The following is a 17528-nucleotide window of genomic DNA, read 5'->3' on the forward strand; positions in this document are numbered from 1 at the left end:
GGTTCACATAGACCAACATGGCACGTTTCTTCATCAATCGCCCCGTCTTCGCGTGGGTGATCGCACTCTTCATCATGCTCGGCGGCGTGTTCGCGATTCGCGCGCTGCCCGTCGCGCAGTATCCGGACATCGCGCCGCCCGTCGTCAGCATCTATGCGACGTATCCGGGTGCGTCCGCGCAGGTCGTCGAGGAATCGGTGACCGCGCTGATCGAGCGCGAGATGAACGGCGCGCCGGGGCTGCTGTATACGTCCGCGACGAGCAGCGCCGGGATGGCATCGCTCTACCTGACGTTCAAGCAGGGCGTCAACGCCGATCTCGCGGCCGTCGAAGTGCAGAACCGGCTGAAGACGGTCGAGGCGCGGCTGCCCGAACCCGTGCGGCGCGACGGCATCCAGGTCGAGAAGGCCGCGGACAACATCCAGCTCGTCGTGTCGCTGACGTCCGACGACGGCCGGATGAGCGACGTGCAGCTCGGCGAATACGCGTCGGCGAACGTCGTGCAGGCGCTGCGCCGCGTCGACGGCGTCGGCCGGGTGCAGTTCTGGGGCGCCGAATACGCGATGCGGATCTGGCCCGACCCGGTGAAGATGGCCGGGCACGGCCTCACCGCGTCGGACATCGCGTCGGCCGTGCGTGCGCACAACGCGCGCGTGACGGTCGGCGACATCGGCCGCAGCGCGGTGCCGGACAGCGCGCCGATCGCGGCGACGGTGTTCGCCGACGCGCCGCTGAAGACGCCGGCCGACTTCGGCGCGATCGCGCTGCGCACGCAGCCGGACGGCGCCGCGCTCTATCTGCGCGACGTCGCGCGCATCGAGTTCGGCGGCAACGACTACAACTATCCGTCGTACGTGAACGGCAAGGTCGCCACGGGCATGGGCATCAAGCTCGCGCCCGGCTCGAACGCGGTGGCCACCGAGCAGCGCGTGCGCGCGGCGATGGACGCGCTGTCCGCCTACTTCTCGCCGGGCGTGAAATACCAGATCCCGTACGAGACGTCGTCGTTCGTGCGCGTGTCGATGAACAAGGTCGTCACGACGCTCGTCGAGGCCGGCGTGCTGGTGTTCCTCGTGATGTTCCTGTTCATGCAGAACCTGCGCGCGACGCTGATCCCCACGCTCGTCGTGCCGGTCGCGCTCGCGGGCACGTTCGGCGTGATGCATGCGGCCGGCTTCTCGATCAACGTGCTGACGATGTTCGGGATGGTGCTCGCGATCGGCATCCTCGTCGACGATGCGATCGTCGTCGTCGAGAACGTCGAGCGACTGATGGTCGAGGAAGGGCTCGGGCCCTACGACGCGACCGTCAAGGCGATGCAGCAGATCAGCGGCGCGATCGTCGGCATCACGGTCGTGCTGACGTCGGTGTTCGTGCCGATGGCGTTCTTCGGCGGCGCGGTGGGCAACATCTACCGGCAGTTCGCGCTGGCGCTCGCGGTCTCGATCGGCTTCTCGGCGTTTCTCGCGCTGTCGCTGACGCCCGCGTTGTGCGCGACGCTGCTCAAGCCGGTATCCGGCGACCATCACGAAAAGCGCGGTTTCTTCGGCTGGTTCAACCGCTTCGTCGCGCGCTCGACGCAGCGCTATGCGACGCGCGTCGGCGCGATGCTGAACAAGCCGCTGCGCTGGCTGGTCGTGTACGGTGCGCTGACCGCGGCGGCCGCGCTGATGCTCACGCAACTGCCGAGCGCGTTCCTGCCCGACGAGGACCAGGGCAACTTCATGGTGATGGTGATCCGGCCGCAGGGCACGCCGCTAGCGGAAACGATGCAGAGCGTGCGCGAGGTCGAATCGTACATTCGTCGCGACGAGCCGGCCGCGTACACGTTCGCGCTCGGCGGCTTCAACCTGTACGGCGAGGGGCCGAACGGCGGGATGATCTTCGTCACGCTGAAGAACTGGAAGGAGCGCAAGGCCGGGCGCGATCACGTGCAGGCGATCGTCGCGCGCATCAACGCGCGCTTCGCGGGCACGGCGAACACCACGGTGTTCGCGATGAACTCGCCGGCGCTGCCCGATCTCGGTTCGACGGGCGGCTTCGACTTCCGGCTGCAGAACCGCGGCGGGCTCGACCATGCGGCGTTCAGCGCCGCGCGCGAGCAACTGCTCGCGGCGGGCGGCAAGGATCCGGCGCTCACCGACCTGATGTTCGCCGGCACGCAGGACGCGCCGCAGCTCAAGCTCGACATCGATCGTGCCAAGGCGTCGGCGCTCGGCGTGTCGATGGACGAGATCAACACGACGCTCGCGGTGATGTTCGGCTCCGACTATATCGGCGACTTCATGCACGGCACGCAGGTGCGCCGCGTGATCGTGCAGGCCGACGGGCGGCACCGGCTCGATCCGGACGATGTGCAGAAGCTGCGCGTGCGCAACGCGCGCGGCGAGATGGTGCCGCTCGCGGCGTTCGCGACGCTGCACTGGACGCTCGGGCCGCCGCAGCTCACGCGCTACAACGGCTATCCGTCGTTCACGATCAACGGCTCGGCCGCGCCGGGACACAGCAGCGGCGAAGCGATGGCCGCGATCGAGCGGCTCGCCGCGAAACTGCCGGCCGGCATCGGCTACGCGTGGTCGGGGCAGTCGTTCGAGGAGCGGCTGTCGGGCGCACAGGCGCCGATGCTGTTCGCGCTGTCGGTGCTCGTCGTGTTTCTCGCGCTCGCGGCGCTGTACGAGAGCTGGTCGATCCCGTTCGCGGTGATGCTGGTCGTGCCGCTCGGCGTGATCGGCGCGGTGCTCGGCGTAACGCTGCGCGCGATGCCGAACGACATCTACTTCAAGGTGGGGCTGATCGCGACGATCGGGTTGTCCGCGAAGAACGCGATCCTGATCGTCGAAGTCGCGAAGGACCTGGTCGCGCAGCGCATGTCGCTCGTCGACGCGGCGCTCGAGGCCGCGCGCCTGCGGCTGCGGCCGATCGTGATGACGTCGCTCGCATTCGGCGTCGGCGTGCTGCCGCTCACGTTCGCATCGGGCGCCGCGTCCGGCGCGCAGATGGCGATCGGCACCGGCGTGCTCGGCGGCGTGATCACGGCGACGGTGCTCGCGGTATTCCTCGTCCCGCTGTTTTTCGTGATCGTCGGCCGCCTGTTCGACGTCGGCCCGCGCCGGCGCGGCGGGTCGCGGCCGGCGACGATGGAGGGTGCGCAATGACGTTTCACCTGAAGGCGCGCTCGACGCCGCGGGCCCCGGTCGCGCTGGCCGCGGCACTCGCGTTCGCGCTCGCCGGCTGCTCGCTCGCGCCGCGCTACGAGCGGCCGGCGGCGCCGGTGCCGGCCAGCTATGCGCCGGTCGACGGCGGCACGCAGCCGGCGTCGGTCGCGGCGCCTGCCGATGCCGCGCTGCTCGACGACTGGCGCGCATATTTCACCGACCCGGCGCTGCAGGCCTGGATCGACGCGGCGCTCGCGAACAATCGCGACCTGCGGATCGCGGCCGGCCGGCTCGACGAAGCGCGCGCGCTGTACGGCGTGCAGCGTGCGGACCTGATGCCGTCGCTCGACGCGAACCTCGGCTACGAGCGCACGCGCCAGTACGACCCGGTCGTGCGCGAGAGCGCGGTGAGCGGGCTGTATCGCGCCGGCGTGGGTATCAGCGCGTACGAGCTCGACCTGTTCGGCCGCGTGCGCAACCTGTCGGATGCGGCGCTCGCCGAGTATTTCGCGACGGCCGACGCGCAGCGCACGGTGCGCATCGGCGTGATTGCCGAAGTCGCCGGCGCGTACGTTTCCGAACGGTCGTTGCACGCACAACTGGCGCTGGCGCAGCACACCCTCGACGCACGCGAGCGCATCGCCGCGCTCACGCAGCGCCGCTATGCGGCCGGCACGAGCGATGCGATCGAGCTGCGCTCGGCCGAGATGCTGGTCGCGTCCGCACGTGCGTCGCAGGCCGCGCTGCAGCGCGAACACGCGCAGTCGGTGCGCGCGCTGCAGTTGCTTGCCGGCGATTTCGCGCGCACGGTGCCGGCCGACGGCACCGCGCTCGACGCGCTCGCGGTCGCGCCGGTGGCACCCGGCGCGCCGAGCGCGCTGCTCGAGCGGCGGCCGGACATCCGGCAGGCCGAGTCGCGGCTCAAGGCCGCGAACGCGCAGATCGGCGCCGCGCGCGCGGCGTTCTTCCCGCGCGTCGCGCTGACGACCGACTACGGCTCGGTCAGCGACGCGTTCTCGAGCCTGTTCGCGGGCGGCACGAGCGTGTGGACGTTCGCGCCGCGCATCACGCTGCCGATCTTCGCGGGCGGCCGCAATCGCGCGAATCTCGACGTCGCGACCGCGCGCAAGCACATCGCGGTCGCCGAATACGAGAAGACCGTGCAGACCGCGTTTCGCGAAGTGGCCGACGCGTTCGCCGCGCGCGACTGGATCGATCGCCAGCTTGCCGCGCAGCAGGACGTGTACGCGGCCGACGGCGCGCGGCTGAAGCTCGCCGAGCGCCGCTATGCGGGCGGCGTCGCGACGTATCTCGAACTGCTCGACGCGCAGCGCAGCACGTACGAGTCGGGACAGGAACTGATCCGGCTCAAGGAACTGAGGCTCGCGAATGCGATTGCGCTGTATCGCGCACTGGGCGGCGGCTGGACGCCGGCGTCAGCCGGGGAGGCCGCCGCGTGATTCGCTAGCCGTGCGGGTGGCGATCGCGCATTGCGATGTGTCGTCGCCACCCCGGCCGGTGTGGCGTCCATCCGGCCATCGGCACCGATCGACGATGAACGCATCCGCGCGTCGTCGTCATCCACGTAGTTTCTCCCCGCTGTCGAGCTGAAGCGCGCCTTCAACCCGTCACGCATCCTGGCGACCGATCGTGTCGTCACACGGCCCCGAGCGTGCCGGACTTCCTCCTTTTTCGATTCCATCCAGGGCACCGAAACGTCGCGTGCGCGTCGTCGCGCATGTACGCCGAATGCCGAGACGGCGCACGGCATTACATGCGGCTTTTAATCCCGGGTTGACGATTCAATTGATTCTTGTATCGGGAATAATGACGGGTGACGAAATGTCGCGGTAAAACGTTTGTGCGGATTGCGCAATCGTTTGCGCGAGAAATCCGCAACACCGAAAATCGGCCGTTAATTTCCTCTCAGTTGAAAATCGATGAATGCATTCGTTGCGGTCGGGCAACGATGGCAGGATCGGACAGAATTTTGGCATTTTTGATTGGTAATCCGTCGAAGCCATATCCAGCAAGGGAGGGCGGGGAATAAGCGATCCCAAAAAGGAAATGTCTTTAATTTTCAGTCGGTTCTAGAAAATCAAAAAGGACTGCGGATGAAAATATCGTGATTGAGAATTTCAAGGAAACAGTGGGTTTGAAAGTACGCAAGGCGAAGATTGTCATTTGCGATTTGACAATGCTTTACAGAATTCTTTCATTCATATCTCGATAATGCCGCCTCGTGACGGACGGAAGCCAACCACACGCTGCCTTTTGTATCCGCCACGTCGTCCATTCCCTTTGCAATTCTCACGGAAAACGTCATGAAAAAATCCCTCCTGGCCGCTGTCGCACTCGCAGCCCTGTCCACCTCGGCCTTCGCAGCCGGCACCGGCACGATCAACTTCACGGGCGAGATCGTCGCGGGCGCGTGCGGTATCGACTCGGGTTCGGTCAACCAGACCGTGAACCTCGGCAAGGTGCCGACCCACACGTTCAAGAAGGCCGGCGACAAGTCCGAGCCGGTCAAGTTCGACATCGTCCTGACCGACTGCGACACCAGCATCTCGAAGAACGCATTCTTCACGTTCACGGGTACGTCGAACGCGGCCCAGCCGAAGCTGCTCGCCACGATCGGCTCGGCAACCAACGTCGGCATCCGCGTACAGGGCGCAACGGGCGAAGACCTCGACAACGGCGTCGAACAGGCCGCTGCAACCCTGCTGCAGAACGGCAACAACACCGTGCGCTTCGCTGCACGCTACGAAGCGACGGCAGCCGACGTGACGCCGGGTACGGCCGACGGCGTCGCGAACTTCACGGTTCGCTACCAGTAAGCGGCCGTCACGGGGGAGGGGTGCGCGCACCCCTTCTCCTGCCTGTTTTCCTGCCCAGTTTTTCTCGGACTTCCGGTAGCACCGCGTGCGAATCAGACATTCCTTCCTTTGCGTCTCCGTGCTGGTGGTCGGCAGCCAGAGCCATGCGACGGAATTCAATTCGTCGTTCCTCGACATCGACGGCTCGAACAACGTCGACCTGTCGCAGTTCGCGCAGGCCGACTTCACGCTGCCGGGCGAATACATGCTCGACGTGCAGGTCAACGACCTGTTCTACGGGCTGCAGGCGATCCAGTTCATCGCGCTCGACCCGTCCGGCGCTGGCAAGCCGTGCCTGCCTCCGGAACTCGTCGCGCAGTTCGGGCTGAAGCCGTCGCTCGCGAAGGACCTGCCGCGCTTCCAGGGCGGTCGCTGCGTCGATCTCGGCGCGATCGAGGGCGCCACCGTGCGTTACCTGAAGAGCGACGGTCGGCTCAAGATCACGATTCCGCAGGCCGCGCTCGAATTCACCGATTCGAACTACCTGCCGCCGGAGCGCTGGTCCGAAGGGATTCCGGGCGCGATGCTCGACTATCGCGTGATCGCGAACACGAACCGCAACTTCGGTTCGGGCGGCGAGCAGACGAATTCGATCCAGGCCTACGGAACGATCGGCGCGAACTGGGACGCGTGGCGCTTTCGCGGCGACTACCAGGCGCAGTCGAACGCGGGCAGCAGCGCGTACGCGGATCGCACGTTCCGCTTCAGCCGGCTTTACGCATTTCGTGCGCTGCCGTCGATCCAGTCGACGGTGACGTTCGGCGACGACTACCTGAGTTCGGACATTTTCGACACGTTCGCGCTGACCGGCGCGTCGATCCGCAGCGACGACCGCATGCTGCCGCCTTCGCTGCGCGGCTATGCGCCGCTGATCGCGGGCGTCGCGCGCACCAACGCGACCGTGACCGTCTCGCAGGCGGGCCGCGTGCTGTACGTGACGCGCGTGTCGCCGGGCGCATTCGCGCTGCAGAACATCAACACGAGCGTGCAGGGCACGCTCGACGTCGCAGTCGAGGAAGAAGACGGCAGCGTGCAGCGCTTCCAGGTGACGACGGCCGCCGTGCCGTTTCTCGCGCGCACCGGACAGCTGCGCTACAAGGCCGCGGTCGGCAAGCCGCGGCAGTTCGGTGGCGCCGGCATCACGCCGTTCTTCGGTTTCGGTGAAGCGGCGTACGGCCTGCCGCTGGATTTCACCGTGTACGGCGGCTTCATCGCCGCGTCGGGCTATACGTCGATCGCGCTCGGTGTCGGCCGCGATTTCGGCACGTTCGGCGCAGTCTCGGCCGATGTCACGCATGCGCGTGCGCGCCTGTGGTGGAACGGCGCGACGCGCAACGGCAACTCGTACCGGATCAACTATTCGAAGCATTTCGACACGCTCGATGCCGACGTGCGCTTTTTCGGCTACCGCTTTTCCGAGCGCGAATACACGAACTTCGCGCAGTTCTCGGGCGACCCGACCGCATACGGCCTCGCCAACAGCAAGCAGCGCTATTCGGCGACGCTGTCGAAGCGCTTCGGCGACACGTCGACCTATTTTTCGTACGACCAGACGACTTACTGGGCGCGCTCGTCCGAGCAGCGCATCGGCCTCACGTTGACGCGTGCGTTCTCGATCGGTGCGCTGCGCAACCTGAACGTCAGCCTGTCGGCGTTCCGTACGCAAAGCGCGGGCACGAGCGGCAACCAGTTCTCGGTGACCGCGACGCTGCCGATCGGCGGTCGTCACACGGTCACGTCGAACCTGACGACGGGCAACGGCAGCACGAGCGCGAACGCAGGCTACATCTACGACGATCCGGACGGCCGCACCTACCAGGTCAACGCGGGCGCGACCGACGGCCGCGCATCGGCGAACGCGAGTTTCCGCCAGCGCACGTCGACGGTCCAGTTGACCGCACAGGCGTCGACGGTCGCGAACGCGTATGCGGCCGCGTCGCTCGAGGTCGACGGCTCGCTCGTCGCGACGCAGTACGGGCTCGCCGCACACGCGAACGGCAACGCGGGCGATACGCGCCTCCTGGTCTCGACCGACGGCGTGCGCGACGTGCCGCTGTCCGGCACGCTCACGCACACCGACTCGCGCGGCTATGCGGTGCTCGACGGGATCTCGCCGTACAACGTGTACGACGCGACCGTCAACGTCGAGAAGCTGCCGCTCGAGGTGCAGGTATCGAACCCGATCCAGCGCATGGTGCTGACCGACGGCGCGATCGGCTTCGTCAGGTTTTCGGCGGCGCGCGGCAGCAACCTGTACCTGACGCTGACCGACGCGGCCGGCAAGCCGCTGCCGTTCGGCGCATCGGTGCAGGACGCGGCGAACGGCAAGGAGCTCGGCATCGTCGGCGAGGGCGGCGCGGCGTTCCTGACCCAGGTTCAGCCGAAATCGGCGCTCGCGGTGCGCGCGGGCGAACGCACGCTGTGCACGGTGGACGTGCTGCCGAACCAGCTTCAACTCGAAGGCACGCCGATTCCGGTGACGTGCCAGGCATCCGGCGAGTCGCACGCAGCGGCCGCACGGATCGAACGATGATTTCACGGATCCAGCGATGAACCACGTTTTCTCCCTTTCCTTCCTGCGCCGCGCGTCGTGCATGCTGAGCGCGGCGAGCGCGCTGCTCGCCGGTGTCGCGCACGCGGCGATCGTCCCGGACCGCACCCGCGTGATCTTCAACGAAGGCGAACAGGCCGCGATCGTCACGATCACGAACAAGAGCACGACGTATCCGTATCTCGTGCAGTCGTGGCTCGAGGACGCGAAGGGCAACAAGATCGCGTCGCCGCTGATGGTCGTGCCGCCGCTGCAGCGCATCGAGGCGAACGAGCGCAACGTGCTGCGGATCGCGAAGCTGCCCGGTGCCGCGCTGCCGGCCGATCGCGAATCGGTGTTCTACCTGAACATCCGCGAAGTGCCGCCGAAGTCCGATATACCGAACACGCTGCAGATCGCGCTGCATACGCAGATGAAGCTGTTCTACCGGCCGAAGGCCGTGCAGCCCGCGCGCGACGAGGACTGGACGCTGCCGATGACGCTGCGGGTGGACCCGGCCGCGCACACGCTCGTGTTCGACAACCCGACGCCGTACCACGTGACGGTGGTGGAGGTGACGGCCGGCGCGCAGAAGACGCCGGTGCCGATCGAGCCGGTGATGGTGAGCCCGATGAGCACGGCCGGCGTGCCGTTCAAGGCCGCGACGCCGTCGACGCTGTTCGTCACGCATATCGACGATTACGGCGGCCAGGTGGCGGTCGAATACGCGTGCGACGCCGGTGCGTGCAAGAGCGTGAAGCGATGAGCGGCGGGATGCGCGAACGGCAATGGCCGGCAGCATGGCTGCGCTGGCTCGTGCTTGCGTTGCTGGTCGCGGCGGCGCAGCCGGCGTGGGCGCTGCGATGCCTGACGAACAGCGGCGCGACCTCGCTGACCGAGCCGATCGGCGGCGTGGCGTCGTATCCGACCGACGCGCCGGACGGCTACGTGATCTGGGTGTCGCCGGTCCGCACGACGTCGGGGTATTGCTACAAGGACCTCGGCGATGCCGACAGCCTGAAAGTCGTCGACAACATCTATTTCTACGCGAATCCGAATCGCACGAACCCGGCCGCGTGGGGGCTGGAGATCGGCATCCGCTACAAGGGCGTCGACTACTTCGACAAGACGAGCAATCGCGGCGGCGGGGTGTTTACCGGCTATGCGGTGCCGCCGTGCAGCAGGGAAGACTTCGATCACAGGCGTTGCGAGCAGACCCGCATCAGCATCGACTACCAGGTCGTCGTGCGCAAGAAGGGCAACTGGGTCCAGCCGCCGAGCGATATCTACACGGTGTTCCAGTTCGACGGCGAGTTCGGGCTGAATGCATTCGGCACGAGCTTCCAGTACCGCCTGAGCGGCCTGCGCAACCTCAAGCCGACGCCGTGCTTCGTCGACGTGCTCGTGACGCCCGAACCGGGCATCGTCAACTTCGGACAGGTGCAGGCGGTGGGTAACGGCTTCCTGCCCGCGGTGCCGCGCAAGCCGTTCTCGTTGTCGTTGTCCAAGAAGTGCAACGTCGCGGTGCGCGTCGACGGCTATTTCGAAACGAGCTATCCGCTGCAGAACGGCCTGCTGGTGCCGGCGAAGGACAGCAATTTCGGGATCGGCATCGAGGACAGCAAGGGCAACGCGATTCCGTTCAACCAGCAGTTCACGCTCGCGCAGTTTCCGTCGAACGTGATGAATCAAAGCGTGCGGATGGACGCGGTGCTGAAGTCGTTCGGGCCGCCGAAGATCGGGCGGTTCGATGCAACCGCAACGATCCGGCTGTTCATCTACTGACGCGCGCTGCGTGCGCGGCCGGACGCGTCGCGCGCGCCATGAAAGAAGCGCCGGCATGCCGGCGCTTCTTTGCGGCGCTCCCGACGCCGTGCCACACCCACCTGGCGCCGCGGGCCGTTTACGGTGCCATGCCAATTCCTTCCCGCGGAAAGCTTTCCCCACGCCACCGCTGCGCGGCAGCCATCCCGTCCGACAAAAACACGGATCCCGTCAATTAATCAGACAAATCCTGACGATCTGAAGGGGCATTTCGTAATCGAATTGAGAATGATTTGCGTTTACGTTAAATTGCGCTATCTCGAAATCTGACGGAGCAGATCGATGGCAATGGCGGAAGTGCTCGAACGGCCGGCAGCCGCAGCGGCGAACCCGTTCCTCGGCAGTTGTCCGGACCTCCCGTCACGTCCCGCACCGCGGGCGCATCGCGGCGCGCAGCCGCGTGCGCAGGGCGCGCTGCTCGACGTGCTGATTGCCCATCGCACGATGCTCGTCAACGTCGCGCGCGGCTTCGTCGGTTGTGCGAGCCGGGCCGAGGACGTCGTGCACGACGTGTTCGTGAAGCTCGTCGAATTCCCGAACCAGGACGCCGTGCGCCAGCCGGTCGCGTACGTGACGCGGATGGTGCGCAACGCGTCGATCGACGCGTGCCGCCGGCAAAGCCTCGAGAACGTCTATCACACGGAAGAGGACGACGGCTTCGACGTGCCGTCGCCGGAACCGACGCCCGAGGCCGCGCTGCTGACGCGCGACACGCTGCGTCGCGTATGGGCCGCGCTCGACGACCTGCCGGCGCGCAGCCGCGCGGCGTTCGAGATGGTGCGGCTGCGCGAGGAGACGCTGCAGACCGCGGCGCGCGCGCTGAACGTGTCGCAAACCCTCGTGCATTTCATGGTGCGCGACGCGGAGCGGCACTGCGCGGAATGCCTCGACGCATGCCATCGCGGCGTCGCGTGCCCGGTGTTTCTCGGCGGCCGCGCGCGGCGACGGTAAAAAAACGCGCCGGCCAATCGTCTTCAAGACAGGAGCGGCCGATTCAACGGTCCAACGATCCGACGGTCCGGTCACTTGCCGCTTCGCATCCTTCAACCGCTTCCCGTTTTTTCGATCATGACGCAAGCCACGACGCCTTCCGCCGACACCGACGACCTCGTCTACACGGTCGTCATCAACGACGAAGAACAGTATTCGATCTGGCCGACGTTCCGGCCCGTGCCGGCCGGCTGGCGCGAGGTCGGCGTGCGCGGCCCGAAAGCCGACTGCCTCGCGCACATCGAGACCGTCTGGACCGACATGCGCCCCGCGAGCCTGCGCCGCGCGATGGACGGCGAGCGCGCGACGCGCACGTCGTGACCCGCCGCGCCGCGATCCGGCGCGTCACCTGAAGAGGACGTTGCATGACCCTGCTTTCGTTGCCGACGCTCGACGACCTGCGTATCGAGCCGGGGCTGCCCACCGTCGTGTCGCCGCGCAGCGCCGACGGCATTTCGATCGACGAGATCGCGCCGCTCGCGCATGCGATCGCGGCCGACACGCTCGAACGGGCGGGCGGTGTGCTGTTCACGGGCTTTCACGTGCCGTCGATCGATGCGTTCCAGCAGTTCGCGGCATCGTTCGGCGATCCGCTGATCGGCTATGAATACGCGTCGACGCCGCGCAGCCAGGTCGAGGGCGCTGTCTACACGTCGACCGAATACCCGCCGCACCGCGCGATTCCGCTGCACAACGAACAGTCGTATACGCGCGAGTGGCCGCTGCGGATCTGGTTTCATTGCGCGCTCGCGGCGCCGAAGGGCGGGGCGACGCCGATCGCGGACAGCCGCGCCGTCTATCGCGCGCTCGATCCGGCGCTCATCGCGCGCTTCGAGCAGCGCGAGCTGCTGTACGTGCGCAATTTCGGCCAGGGGCTCGACCTGCCGTGGCAGCAATCGTTCGGCACCGACGTGCCGGCCGAGGTCGAGCGGATGTGCGCGGCGCGCGGGATCGAATGCGCATGGCGCACCGACGACGACGGCGAACTGCTGCTGCGCACGCGCGAACGCTGCCAGGCCGTCGCGCGCCATCCGCGCACGGGCGACCGTGTGTGGTTCAACCAGGCGAACCTGTTTCACCTGTCCGCGCTCGACGACGACATGCAGGAAGCGCTCGTCGACGCGGTCGGGCTCGAGAACGTGCCGCGCAACGTGTACTACGGCGACGGCGAGCCGCTCGAGGCCGACGCGCTCGCGGAGATCCGCGGCGTGCTCGACCGCCAGCGCATCGTGTTCCCGTGGCGGACGGGCGACGTGCTGATGCTCGACAACATGCTGACCGCGCACGCACGGGACCCGTTCGAGGGGCCGCGCAAGGTGGTCGTCGCGATGGCGCAGAGTTACACGGTCCCGCGCGCGACCGAACGGAGGACCGATGACGCGTAGTACCGCCGCGCTGGCCGCGCGCGGGCTGAGCGTGGGTTATCGCGACCATGTCGTGATCGACGGGCTGGACCTGTCGATCGCGGCCGGCCGCGTCACGGCGCTGTGCGGCCCGAACGGCTGCGGCAAGAGCACGCTGCTGCGCACGCTCGCGGGCCTGCAGCCCGCGCGTGCGGGCCAGGTCGACGTGAACGGCAAGCCGCTCGCGTCGTTTCGCCGCCGCGCGCTCGCGCGCGAGCTCACGATGCTCGCGCAGTTCAACCAGATTCCGTCGGGCCTGACGGTGCGCGAGCTCGTCGCGTACGGGCGCTACGCGTACGGCGGCTTCCTGCGCGGGCTGTCGCGCGCCGATCATGCGGCGATCGACGAGGCGCTCGACACGAGCGGTCTCGCCGGCGACGCCGGGCGCGACGTCGGCGCGCTGTCGGGCGGCGAGCGGCAGCGCGCGTGGATCGCGATGGCGCTCGCGCAGCAGGCGCCGATCGTCCTGCTCGACGAGCCGACGACCTATCTCGACATCCATCACCAGCTCGACATCCTCGACGCGCTGCGCGCGCTGAACCGCGCGCGCGGGCTGACGATCGTGTGGGTCCTGCACGACCTGAACCAGGCAGCGGCGTACAGCGACGACATCGTGCTGATGCGTGCCGGCCGCCTCGTCGCGCAGGGCTCGCCCGACGCGATGCTGGAGCCGGCGCGGCTGCGCGCGGCGTTCGGCGTCGACATGCTGAAGCTCGCGCATCCGCAGACGGGCGCGCCGATGTGCGTGCCGGCCTACGGACCGCCGGCATCCGGCGCGACGGACGCGTTCGATCGCACAGTCCAGCGGGATATCGCCGTATGACGACGTTCGCGATGCGCAAACGGCTCGCCGCGAGCGGGCAGGGCGCCCACGGTGCGGCAGCCGGCCGCCGCGCCGGCGCGCTCGCGCTCGGCCTCGTCGCGCTGATCGCGGTGCTGGCGGTGCTGCGCGTCGCACCCGACCTGCGCGTGTGGTGGAACGCCGTGCCGGGCAGCGACGCGGCCGCGCTCGCGGGCGTGTTCCTGTTCGATCTCAACCTGCCGCGCGTCGCGGCCGCGCTCGTGGCGGGCGGCTGCCTCGGCATCGCGGGCGCGCTGTTCCAGTCGCTCACGCGCAACCCGCTCGCGTCCCCCGACCTGCTCGGCGTGACGGGCGGCGCCCAGCTCGGCCTGCTCGCGGCGATGCTGGTGCCGGCGCTCGCCGGGGTCGCATCGGTGCCGCTGCTGTTCGTCTGCGGGCTGGTCGCCGCCGCGTGCGCGATCGTCGCGGCCGGCGGCTGGCGCGCGACGCCGCTGCGGCTCGTGCTCGCGGGCAGCGTCTGCATGCTGCTGTTCGCGGCGCTGTCGACGCTCGTGCTCGCGTTCTTCGAGCAGAACATCGCGGGCGCCGCGCTGTGGACCAACGGCAGTCTCTATCAGCCGGGCGCGACCGGGCTCGCGCTCGCCGCACGCTGGCTCGTCGTGCCGCTGCTGGCGCTGCCGTTCGTGATCCGGCCGCTGAATCCGCTCGCGCTCGGTGACGAGGCGGCGGCCGCGGCCGGCGTGCGTGTCGACGCGACGCGGCTCGCGGCGACGATCGTCGCCGTCGCGTTCACCAGCGTGGCCGTCAGCATCGCGGGCCCGCTGTCGTATGTCGGGCTGGTCGCGCCGAACCTGCTGCGCCAGGTGCGCGGCGCACGCGCGGCGCGGCTCGGCGTGCTGGTGCCGCTGTCGGCGCTCGCGGGCGGTGCGCTCGTGCTCGTCACCGACAGTGCGGTGCTCGCGTCGGGCCTCGACGCGACGCTGTCGACCGGCGTCGCGATCGCGCTCGTCGGCACGCCGCTGATGCTCGCGATGATCCGGCGCGGCGCCGCGTGGTCGGGCGTGCTGCACGCACAAGCCGAACGCGCGGCCGGCGGCGGGGCGACGCGCATGGTCGGCTGGCTCGAACGGCTCGGCTGGCCGCTGCGCACCGCGCTGTTCGTCGTGGCCGGCGCGCTCGTCGTGTTCGTCGGCGTGTCGGCCGGCCCCGAATGGCTGTCGCCGGCACGCTGGTCGGCCGCGCTGTCGGGTCACGATGCCGTCGCACGGATGCTGATCGACCTGCGCATGCCGCGGCTGCTGTGTGCGCTCCTGGCGGGTGCGCTGCTGGCGGTGAGCGGGGTCGCGATGCAGAGCGTCGTGCGCAACCCGCTCGCCGGCCCCGAAGTTCTCGGCGTCACGCAGGGCGCGGGGCTCGTCACGCTGTTCGCGTTGTCGACGTGGCCGCTGATGGGGCACGTGACGCTCGCGGCGGCCGCGTTGAGCGGCGGTGCGGCGTCGCTCGCGATCACGCTCGTGCTGAATCACCGGCATCGTTACGCACCGCTCGCGGTCGCGCTGACCGGCATCGTGATCGGCGCGCTGTGGACCACGCTCGCGCAATGGCTGATCACGCAGCAAAGCGTGCAGCCCGCGCGCTTCGTCGTCTGGCTCGTCGGCGGCACCTACGGCCGCAGCTGGGGCGAGGTGTCGATGCTGCTGCCGTGGTGCGTGCTGGCGCTGCCGGTATTCGCATGGCTCGCGCGGCCGCTCGACATGCTCGCGCTCGGCGACGACCAGGCGGCCGCGCTCGGCCTGCCGGTCGCCGCGCTGCGGCCGCTCGCGCTGACGATCGCGACGCTCGCCGCCTGCGCGGCCGTCGCGGCGGTCGGTCCGGTCGGCTTCATCGGGCTGATGGCGCCGCACGTCGCGACGATGCTCGGCGCGCGCCGGCATCGCACGCGGCTGTGGCTCGCGGCCGCATGCGGCGCGCTGATTCTCGGCCTCGCCGATCTGGCCGCCCGCACGGTCGTCGCGCCGCGCGAAGTGCCGGCCGGCGTGCTGACCGCGCTGATCGGCGCGCCTTACCTGCTCGGGTTGCTGATCCTCGAGGGGCGCCGCGCCCGGCGCGCGGGGCGATGACGCCGGCGCTCGACGGCGCACGCGCCACGCGATTCTCGGCGTTCGCGCCCGAACCGTTCGCCGCGCATCTCGACGCCGTGTGGCTCGGGATGCCCGACGACACGCACGCGCCGGGCCGGATCGTCGTGCCGGTCAGCGCGCTGCCCGAGCATCGCGATACGGTGCTCGACGCGATGGTCCGCCACTACGGCGGCGATCCGGCGCTGCATGCGCGCGCGCTGGTGTCGCAATGGAGCAAGTACTACTTCGGCCGCGCGGCGCCCGCCGGCGTGGTCGCCGCGCTGACGCTCGGCCGGCCGCTCGACATGGCGCCGGAGCGCACCTTCGTCGCGCTCGACGACGGGATGCCGGCCGCGCTGTATGTCTCGCCTGACGCGCTCGGCGCGCCGTGCGACGAACCTGCGCCGCGCTATGCGGGGCTCGTCGCGCATCTCGGCGCGGTGATCGACCTGCTCGCGGCGATGGGCCGCGTCACGCCGCGCGTGCTGTGGAGCAACGCGGGCAACCTGCTCGACTATCTGCTCGACACGTACCGCGCGCTGCCGTGCGCGGCCGATCCCGTTCGCGATGCCGACTGGCTGTTCGGCGCGTCGTGCGTCGCCGGGGAGCCGAATCCGCTGCGCATGCCGGTGCGCGACGCCGTGCCGCGCTCGCCGCTGCTGCCGACGCCGTTTCGCGCGCGCCGCGTGTGCTGCCTGCGCTATGAAATTCCTGGAGAAACGCAACTGTGTGGAAGCTGCCCGCTGCTATTGACGATGGACGACGCGGCGCTGGCCGGGCAGGATGCGATCCGGTGATGCCGGTACCGCATGCCGGCCGCCGCCATGCGCTCGCGGCACTGGCCGCGCTCGGCGCCGCGTGCTGCGGTGCGCCGGCCGCCGCGATCGCGGACGGCGCGCGCGCCGGGCAGGGCGGCATGCCGTCGCAACCGGGCCGCTCGCTCGCGGCCAACCCCGTCGTGTCGCAGGCGAGCGCGACGATGCCCGTGCGGCCGCAGCGCGTGGTCGCGCTCGACTTCATGTTCGCGGAAAGCGTGATCGCGCTCGACCTCGTGCCGGTCGGCATGGCCGATACCGCGTTTTATCCGGGCTGGCTCGGCTACCAGAGCGACCGGCTCGCGCACGTGGCCGACATCGGTTCGCGGCAGGAGCCAGGGCTCGAGGCGATTGCCGCGGTGAAGCCCGACCTGATCATCGGCGTCGGCTTCCGGCATGCGCCGATCTTCGCCGCGCTCGACCGGATCGCGCCGACGATCCTGTTCCAGTTCAGCCCGAACGTGTCGGAAGACGGCGTGCCCGTCACGCAGTTCGACTGGATGCGGCAGATCTTCCGGACGATCGGTCGCGTGACCGGGCGCGAGGCGCGCGCACAGGCGGTCGAAGCGCAACTCGACGCAGGGATCGCGCGCAATGCGGCGCGGCTCGCGGCCGCGGGCCGCGGCGGCGAACACATCGCACTGCTGCAGGATCTCGGGCTGCCCGACCGCTACTGGGCCTATACGGGCAACAGCACGTCGGCCGGCCTCGCGCGCGCGCTCGGGCTCGACCCGTGGCCGAAGAAGCCGACGCGGGAAGGCACGCTCTACGTGACGTCCGCCGATCTGCTCCGGCAACGCGATCTCGCCGTGCTGTTCGTCACCGCGACGGGGATGGACGTGCCGCTGTCGTCGAAACTCGATTCGCCGGTGTGGCGTTTCGTGCCCGCGCTGCGCGAGCGCAGGATCGCGCTCGTCGAGCGGAACATCTGGGGATTCGGCGGCCCGATGTCGGCGCTGAAGCTGGCCGACGTGATGACCGATACGATGCTGAAGCTGCCGGCCGTGCGCTGA

13 protein-coding genes are annotated in these 17528 nt (G+C 69.0%); all 13 read left to right on the forward strand.

Going from position 1 to position 17528, the window contains the following annotated elements:
* The first annotated feature begins 17 nt into the window (after positions 1-17).
* Positions 18-3155, forward strand: a complete 3138-nt coding sequence (locus DIE12_RS12965; RefSeq protein WP_124522200.1) for a multidrug efflux RND transporter permease subunit — start codon at positions 18-20, stop codon at positions 3153-3155.
* On the forward strand, positions 3152-4615 hold the full coding sequence (locus DIE12_RS12970; protein WP_124522198.1) for an efflux transporter outer membrane subunit: 1464 nt from the start codon (positions 3152-3154) through the stop codon (positions 4613-4615). The genes DIE12_RS12965 and DIE12_RS12970 overlap by 4 nt, the downstream gene beginning before the upstream one ends.
* A gap of 864 nt (positions 4616-5479) precedes the next feature.
* On the forward strand, positions 5480-5992 hold the full coding sequence (locus tag DIE12_RS12975) for a fimbrial protein (RefSeq protein ID WP_044843588.1): 513 nt from the start codon (positions 5480-5482) through the stop codon (positions 5990-5992).
* Between the two features lie 118 nt (positions 5993-6110).
* Entirely contained in the window at positions 6111-8564 is a 2454-nt protein-coding gene (locus DIE12_RS12980) for a fimbria/pilus outer membrane usher protein (protein WP_124522271.1), read from the forward strand.
* Between the two features lie 16 nt (positions 8565-8580).
* Entirely contained in the window at positions 8581-9327 is a 747-nt protein-coding gene (locus DIE12_RS12985; protein ID WP_124485527.1) for a molecular chaperone, read from the forward strand.
* Positions 9324-10346 (forward strand): fimbrial protein, encoded by a 1023-nt coding sequence (locus DIE12_RS12990; RefSeq protein WP_124485720.1) that lies wholly within the window; start codon positions 9324-9326, stop codon positions 10344-10346. The genes DIE12_RS12985 and DIE12_RS12990 overlap by 4 nt, the downstream gene beginning before the upstream one ends.
* A gap of 321 nt (positions 10347-10667) precedes the next feature.
* Positions 10668-11336 carry an RNA polymerase factor sigma-70 gene (locus DIE12_RS12995; RefSeq protein ID WP_124522196.1) on the forward strand — a complete coding sequence of 223 codons (669 nt, stop codon included), beginning with the start codon at positions 10668-10670 and terminating at the stop codon, positions 11334-11336.
* Positions 11337-11453: 117 nt separating this feature from the next.
* Positions 11454-11696 carry an MbtH family NRPS accessory protein gene (locus tag DIE12_RS13000; RefSeq protein WP_044843583.1) on the forward strand — a complete coding sequence of 81 codons (243 nt, stop codon included), beginning with the start codon at positions 11454-11456 and terminating at the stop codon, positions 11694-11696.
* A 44-nt stretch (positions 11697-11740) separates the two neighbouring features.
* On the forward strand, positions 11741-12760 hold the full coding sequence (locus tag DIE12_RS13005; protein WP_124522194.1) for a TauD/TfdA family dioxygenase: 1020 nt from the start codon (positions 11741-11743) through the stop codon (positions 12758-12760).
* Positions 12750-13601, forward strand: a complete 852-nt coding sequence (locus DIE12_RS13010) for an ABC transporter ATP-binding protein (protein ID WP_124522192.1) — start codon at positions 12750-12752, stop codon at positions 13599-13601. Before DIE12_RS13005 ends, DIE12_RS13010 begins: the two co-directional genes overlap by 11 nt.
* Positions 13598-15700: a Fe(3+)-hydroxamate ABC transporter permease FhuB gene (fhuB, locus tag DIE12_RS13015; RefSeq protein WP_124522190.1), complete on the forward strand. Its 2103-nt coding sequence runs from the start codon at positions 13598-13600 to the stop codon at positions 15698-15700. Before DIE12_RS13010 ends, fhuB begins: the two co-directional genes overlap by 4 nt.
* A complete protein-coding gene (gene fhuF, locus DIE12_RS13020; RefSeq protein ID WP_124522188.1) occupies positions 15697-16497 on the forward strand; it encodes a siderophore-iron reductase FhuF in 801 nt (266 codons plus the stop codon). The genes fhuB and fhuF overlap by 4 nt, the downstream gene beginning before the upstream one ends.
* Entirely contained in the window at positions 16497-17528 is a 1032-nt protein-coding gene (locus DIE12_RS13025; RefSeq protein WP_124522186.1) for an ABC transporter substrate-binding protein, read from the forward strand. The genes fhuF and DIE12_RS13025 overlap by 1 nt, the downstream gene beginning before the upstream one ends.

The sequence above is a fragment of the Burkholderia sp. Bp9015 genome, from assembly GCF_003853505.1.
In the GTDB taxonomy this organism is placed as follows: Bacteria; Pseudomonadota; Gammaproteobacteria; order Burkholderiales; family Burkholderiaceae; genus Burkholderia.

Bases quoted from the DNA above. Each gene is read 5' to 3' on its own strand.
- DIE12_RS12990 (WP_124485720.1), top strand. From the start codon at position 9,324: ATGAGCGGCGGGATGCGCGAACGGCAATGGCCGGCAGCATGGCTGCGC.
- DIE12_RS13000 (WP_044843583.1), top strand. From the start codon at position 11,454: ATGACGCAAGCCACGACGCCTTCCGCCGACACCGACGACCTCGTCTAC.
- fhuB (WP_124522190.1), top strand. From the start codon at position 13,598: ATGACGACGTTCGCGATGCGCAAACGGCTCGCCGCGAGCGGGCAGGGC.
- DIE12_RS12970 (WP_124522198.1), top strand. From the start codon at position 3,152: ATGACGTTTCACCTGAAGGCGCGCTCGACGCCGCGGGCCCCGGTCGCG.
- DIE12_RS13010 (WP_124522192.1), top strand. From the start codon at position 12,750: ATGACGCGTAGTACCGCCGCGCTGGCCGCGCGCGGGCTGAGCGTGGGT.
- DIE12_RS12995 (WP_124522196.1), top strand. From the start codon at position 10,668: ATGGCAATGGCGGAAGTGCTCGAACGGCCGGCAGCCGCAGCGGCGAAC.
- DIE12_RS13005 (WP_124522194.1), top strand. From the start codon at position 11,741: ATGACCCTGCTTTCGTTGCCGACGCTCGACGACCTGCGTATCGAGCCG.
- DIE12_RS13025 (WP_124522186.1), top strand. From the start codon at position 16,497: ATGCCGGTACCGCATGCCGGCCGCCGCCATGCGCTCGCGGCACTGGCC.
- DIE12_RS12985 (WP_124485527.1), top strand. From the start codon at position 8,581: ATGAACCACGTTTTCTCCCTTTCCTTCCTGCGCCGCGCGTCGTGCATG.
- DIE12_RS12965 (WP_124522200.1), top strand. From the start codon at position 18: ATGGCACGTTTCTTCATCAATCGCCCCGTCTTCGCGTGGGTGATCGCA.
- DIE12_RS12975 (WP_044843588.1), top strand. From the start codon at position 5,480: ATGAAAAAATCCCTCCTGGCCGCTGTCGCACTCGCAGCCCTGTCCACC.
- fhuF (WP_124522188.1), top strand. From the start codon at position 15,697: ATGACGCCGGCGCTCGACGGCGCACGCGCCACGCGATTCTCGGCGTTC.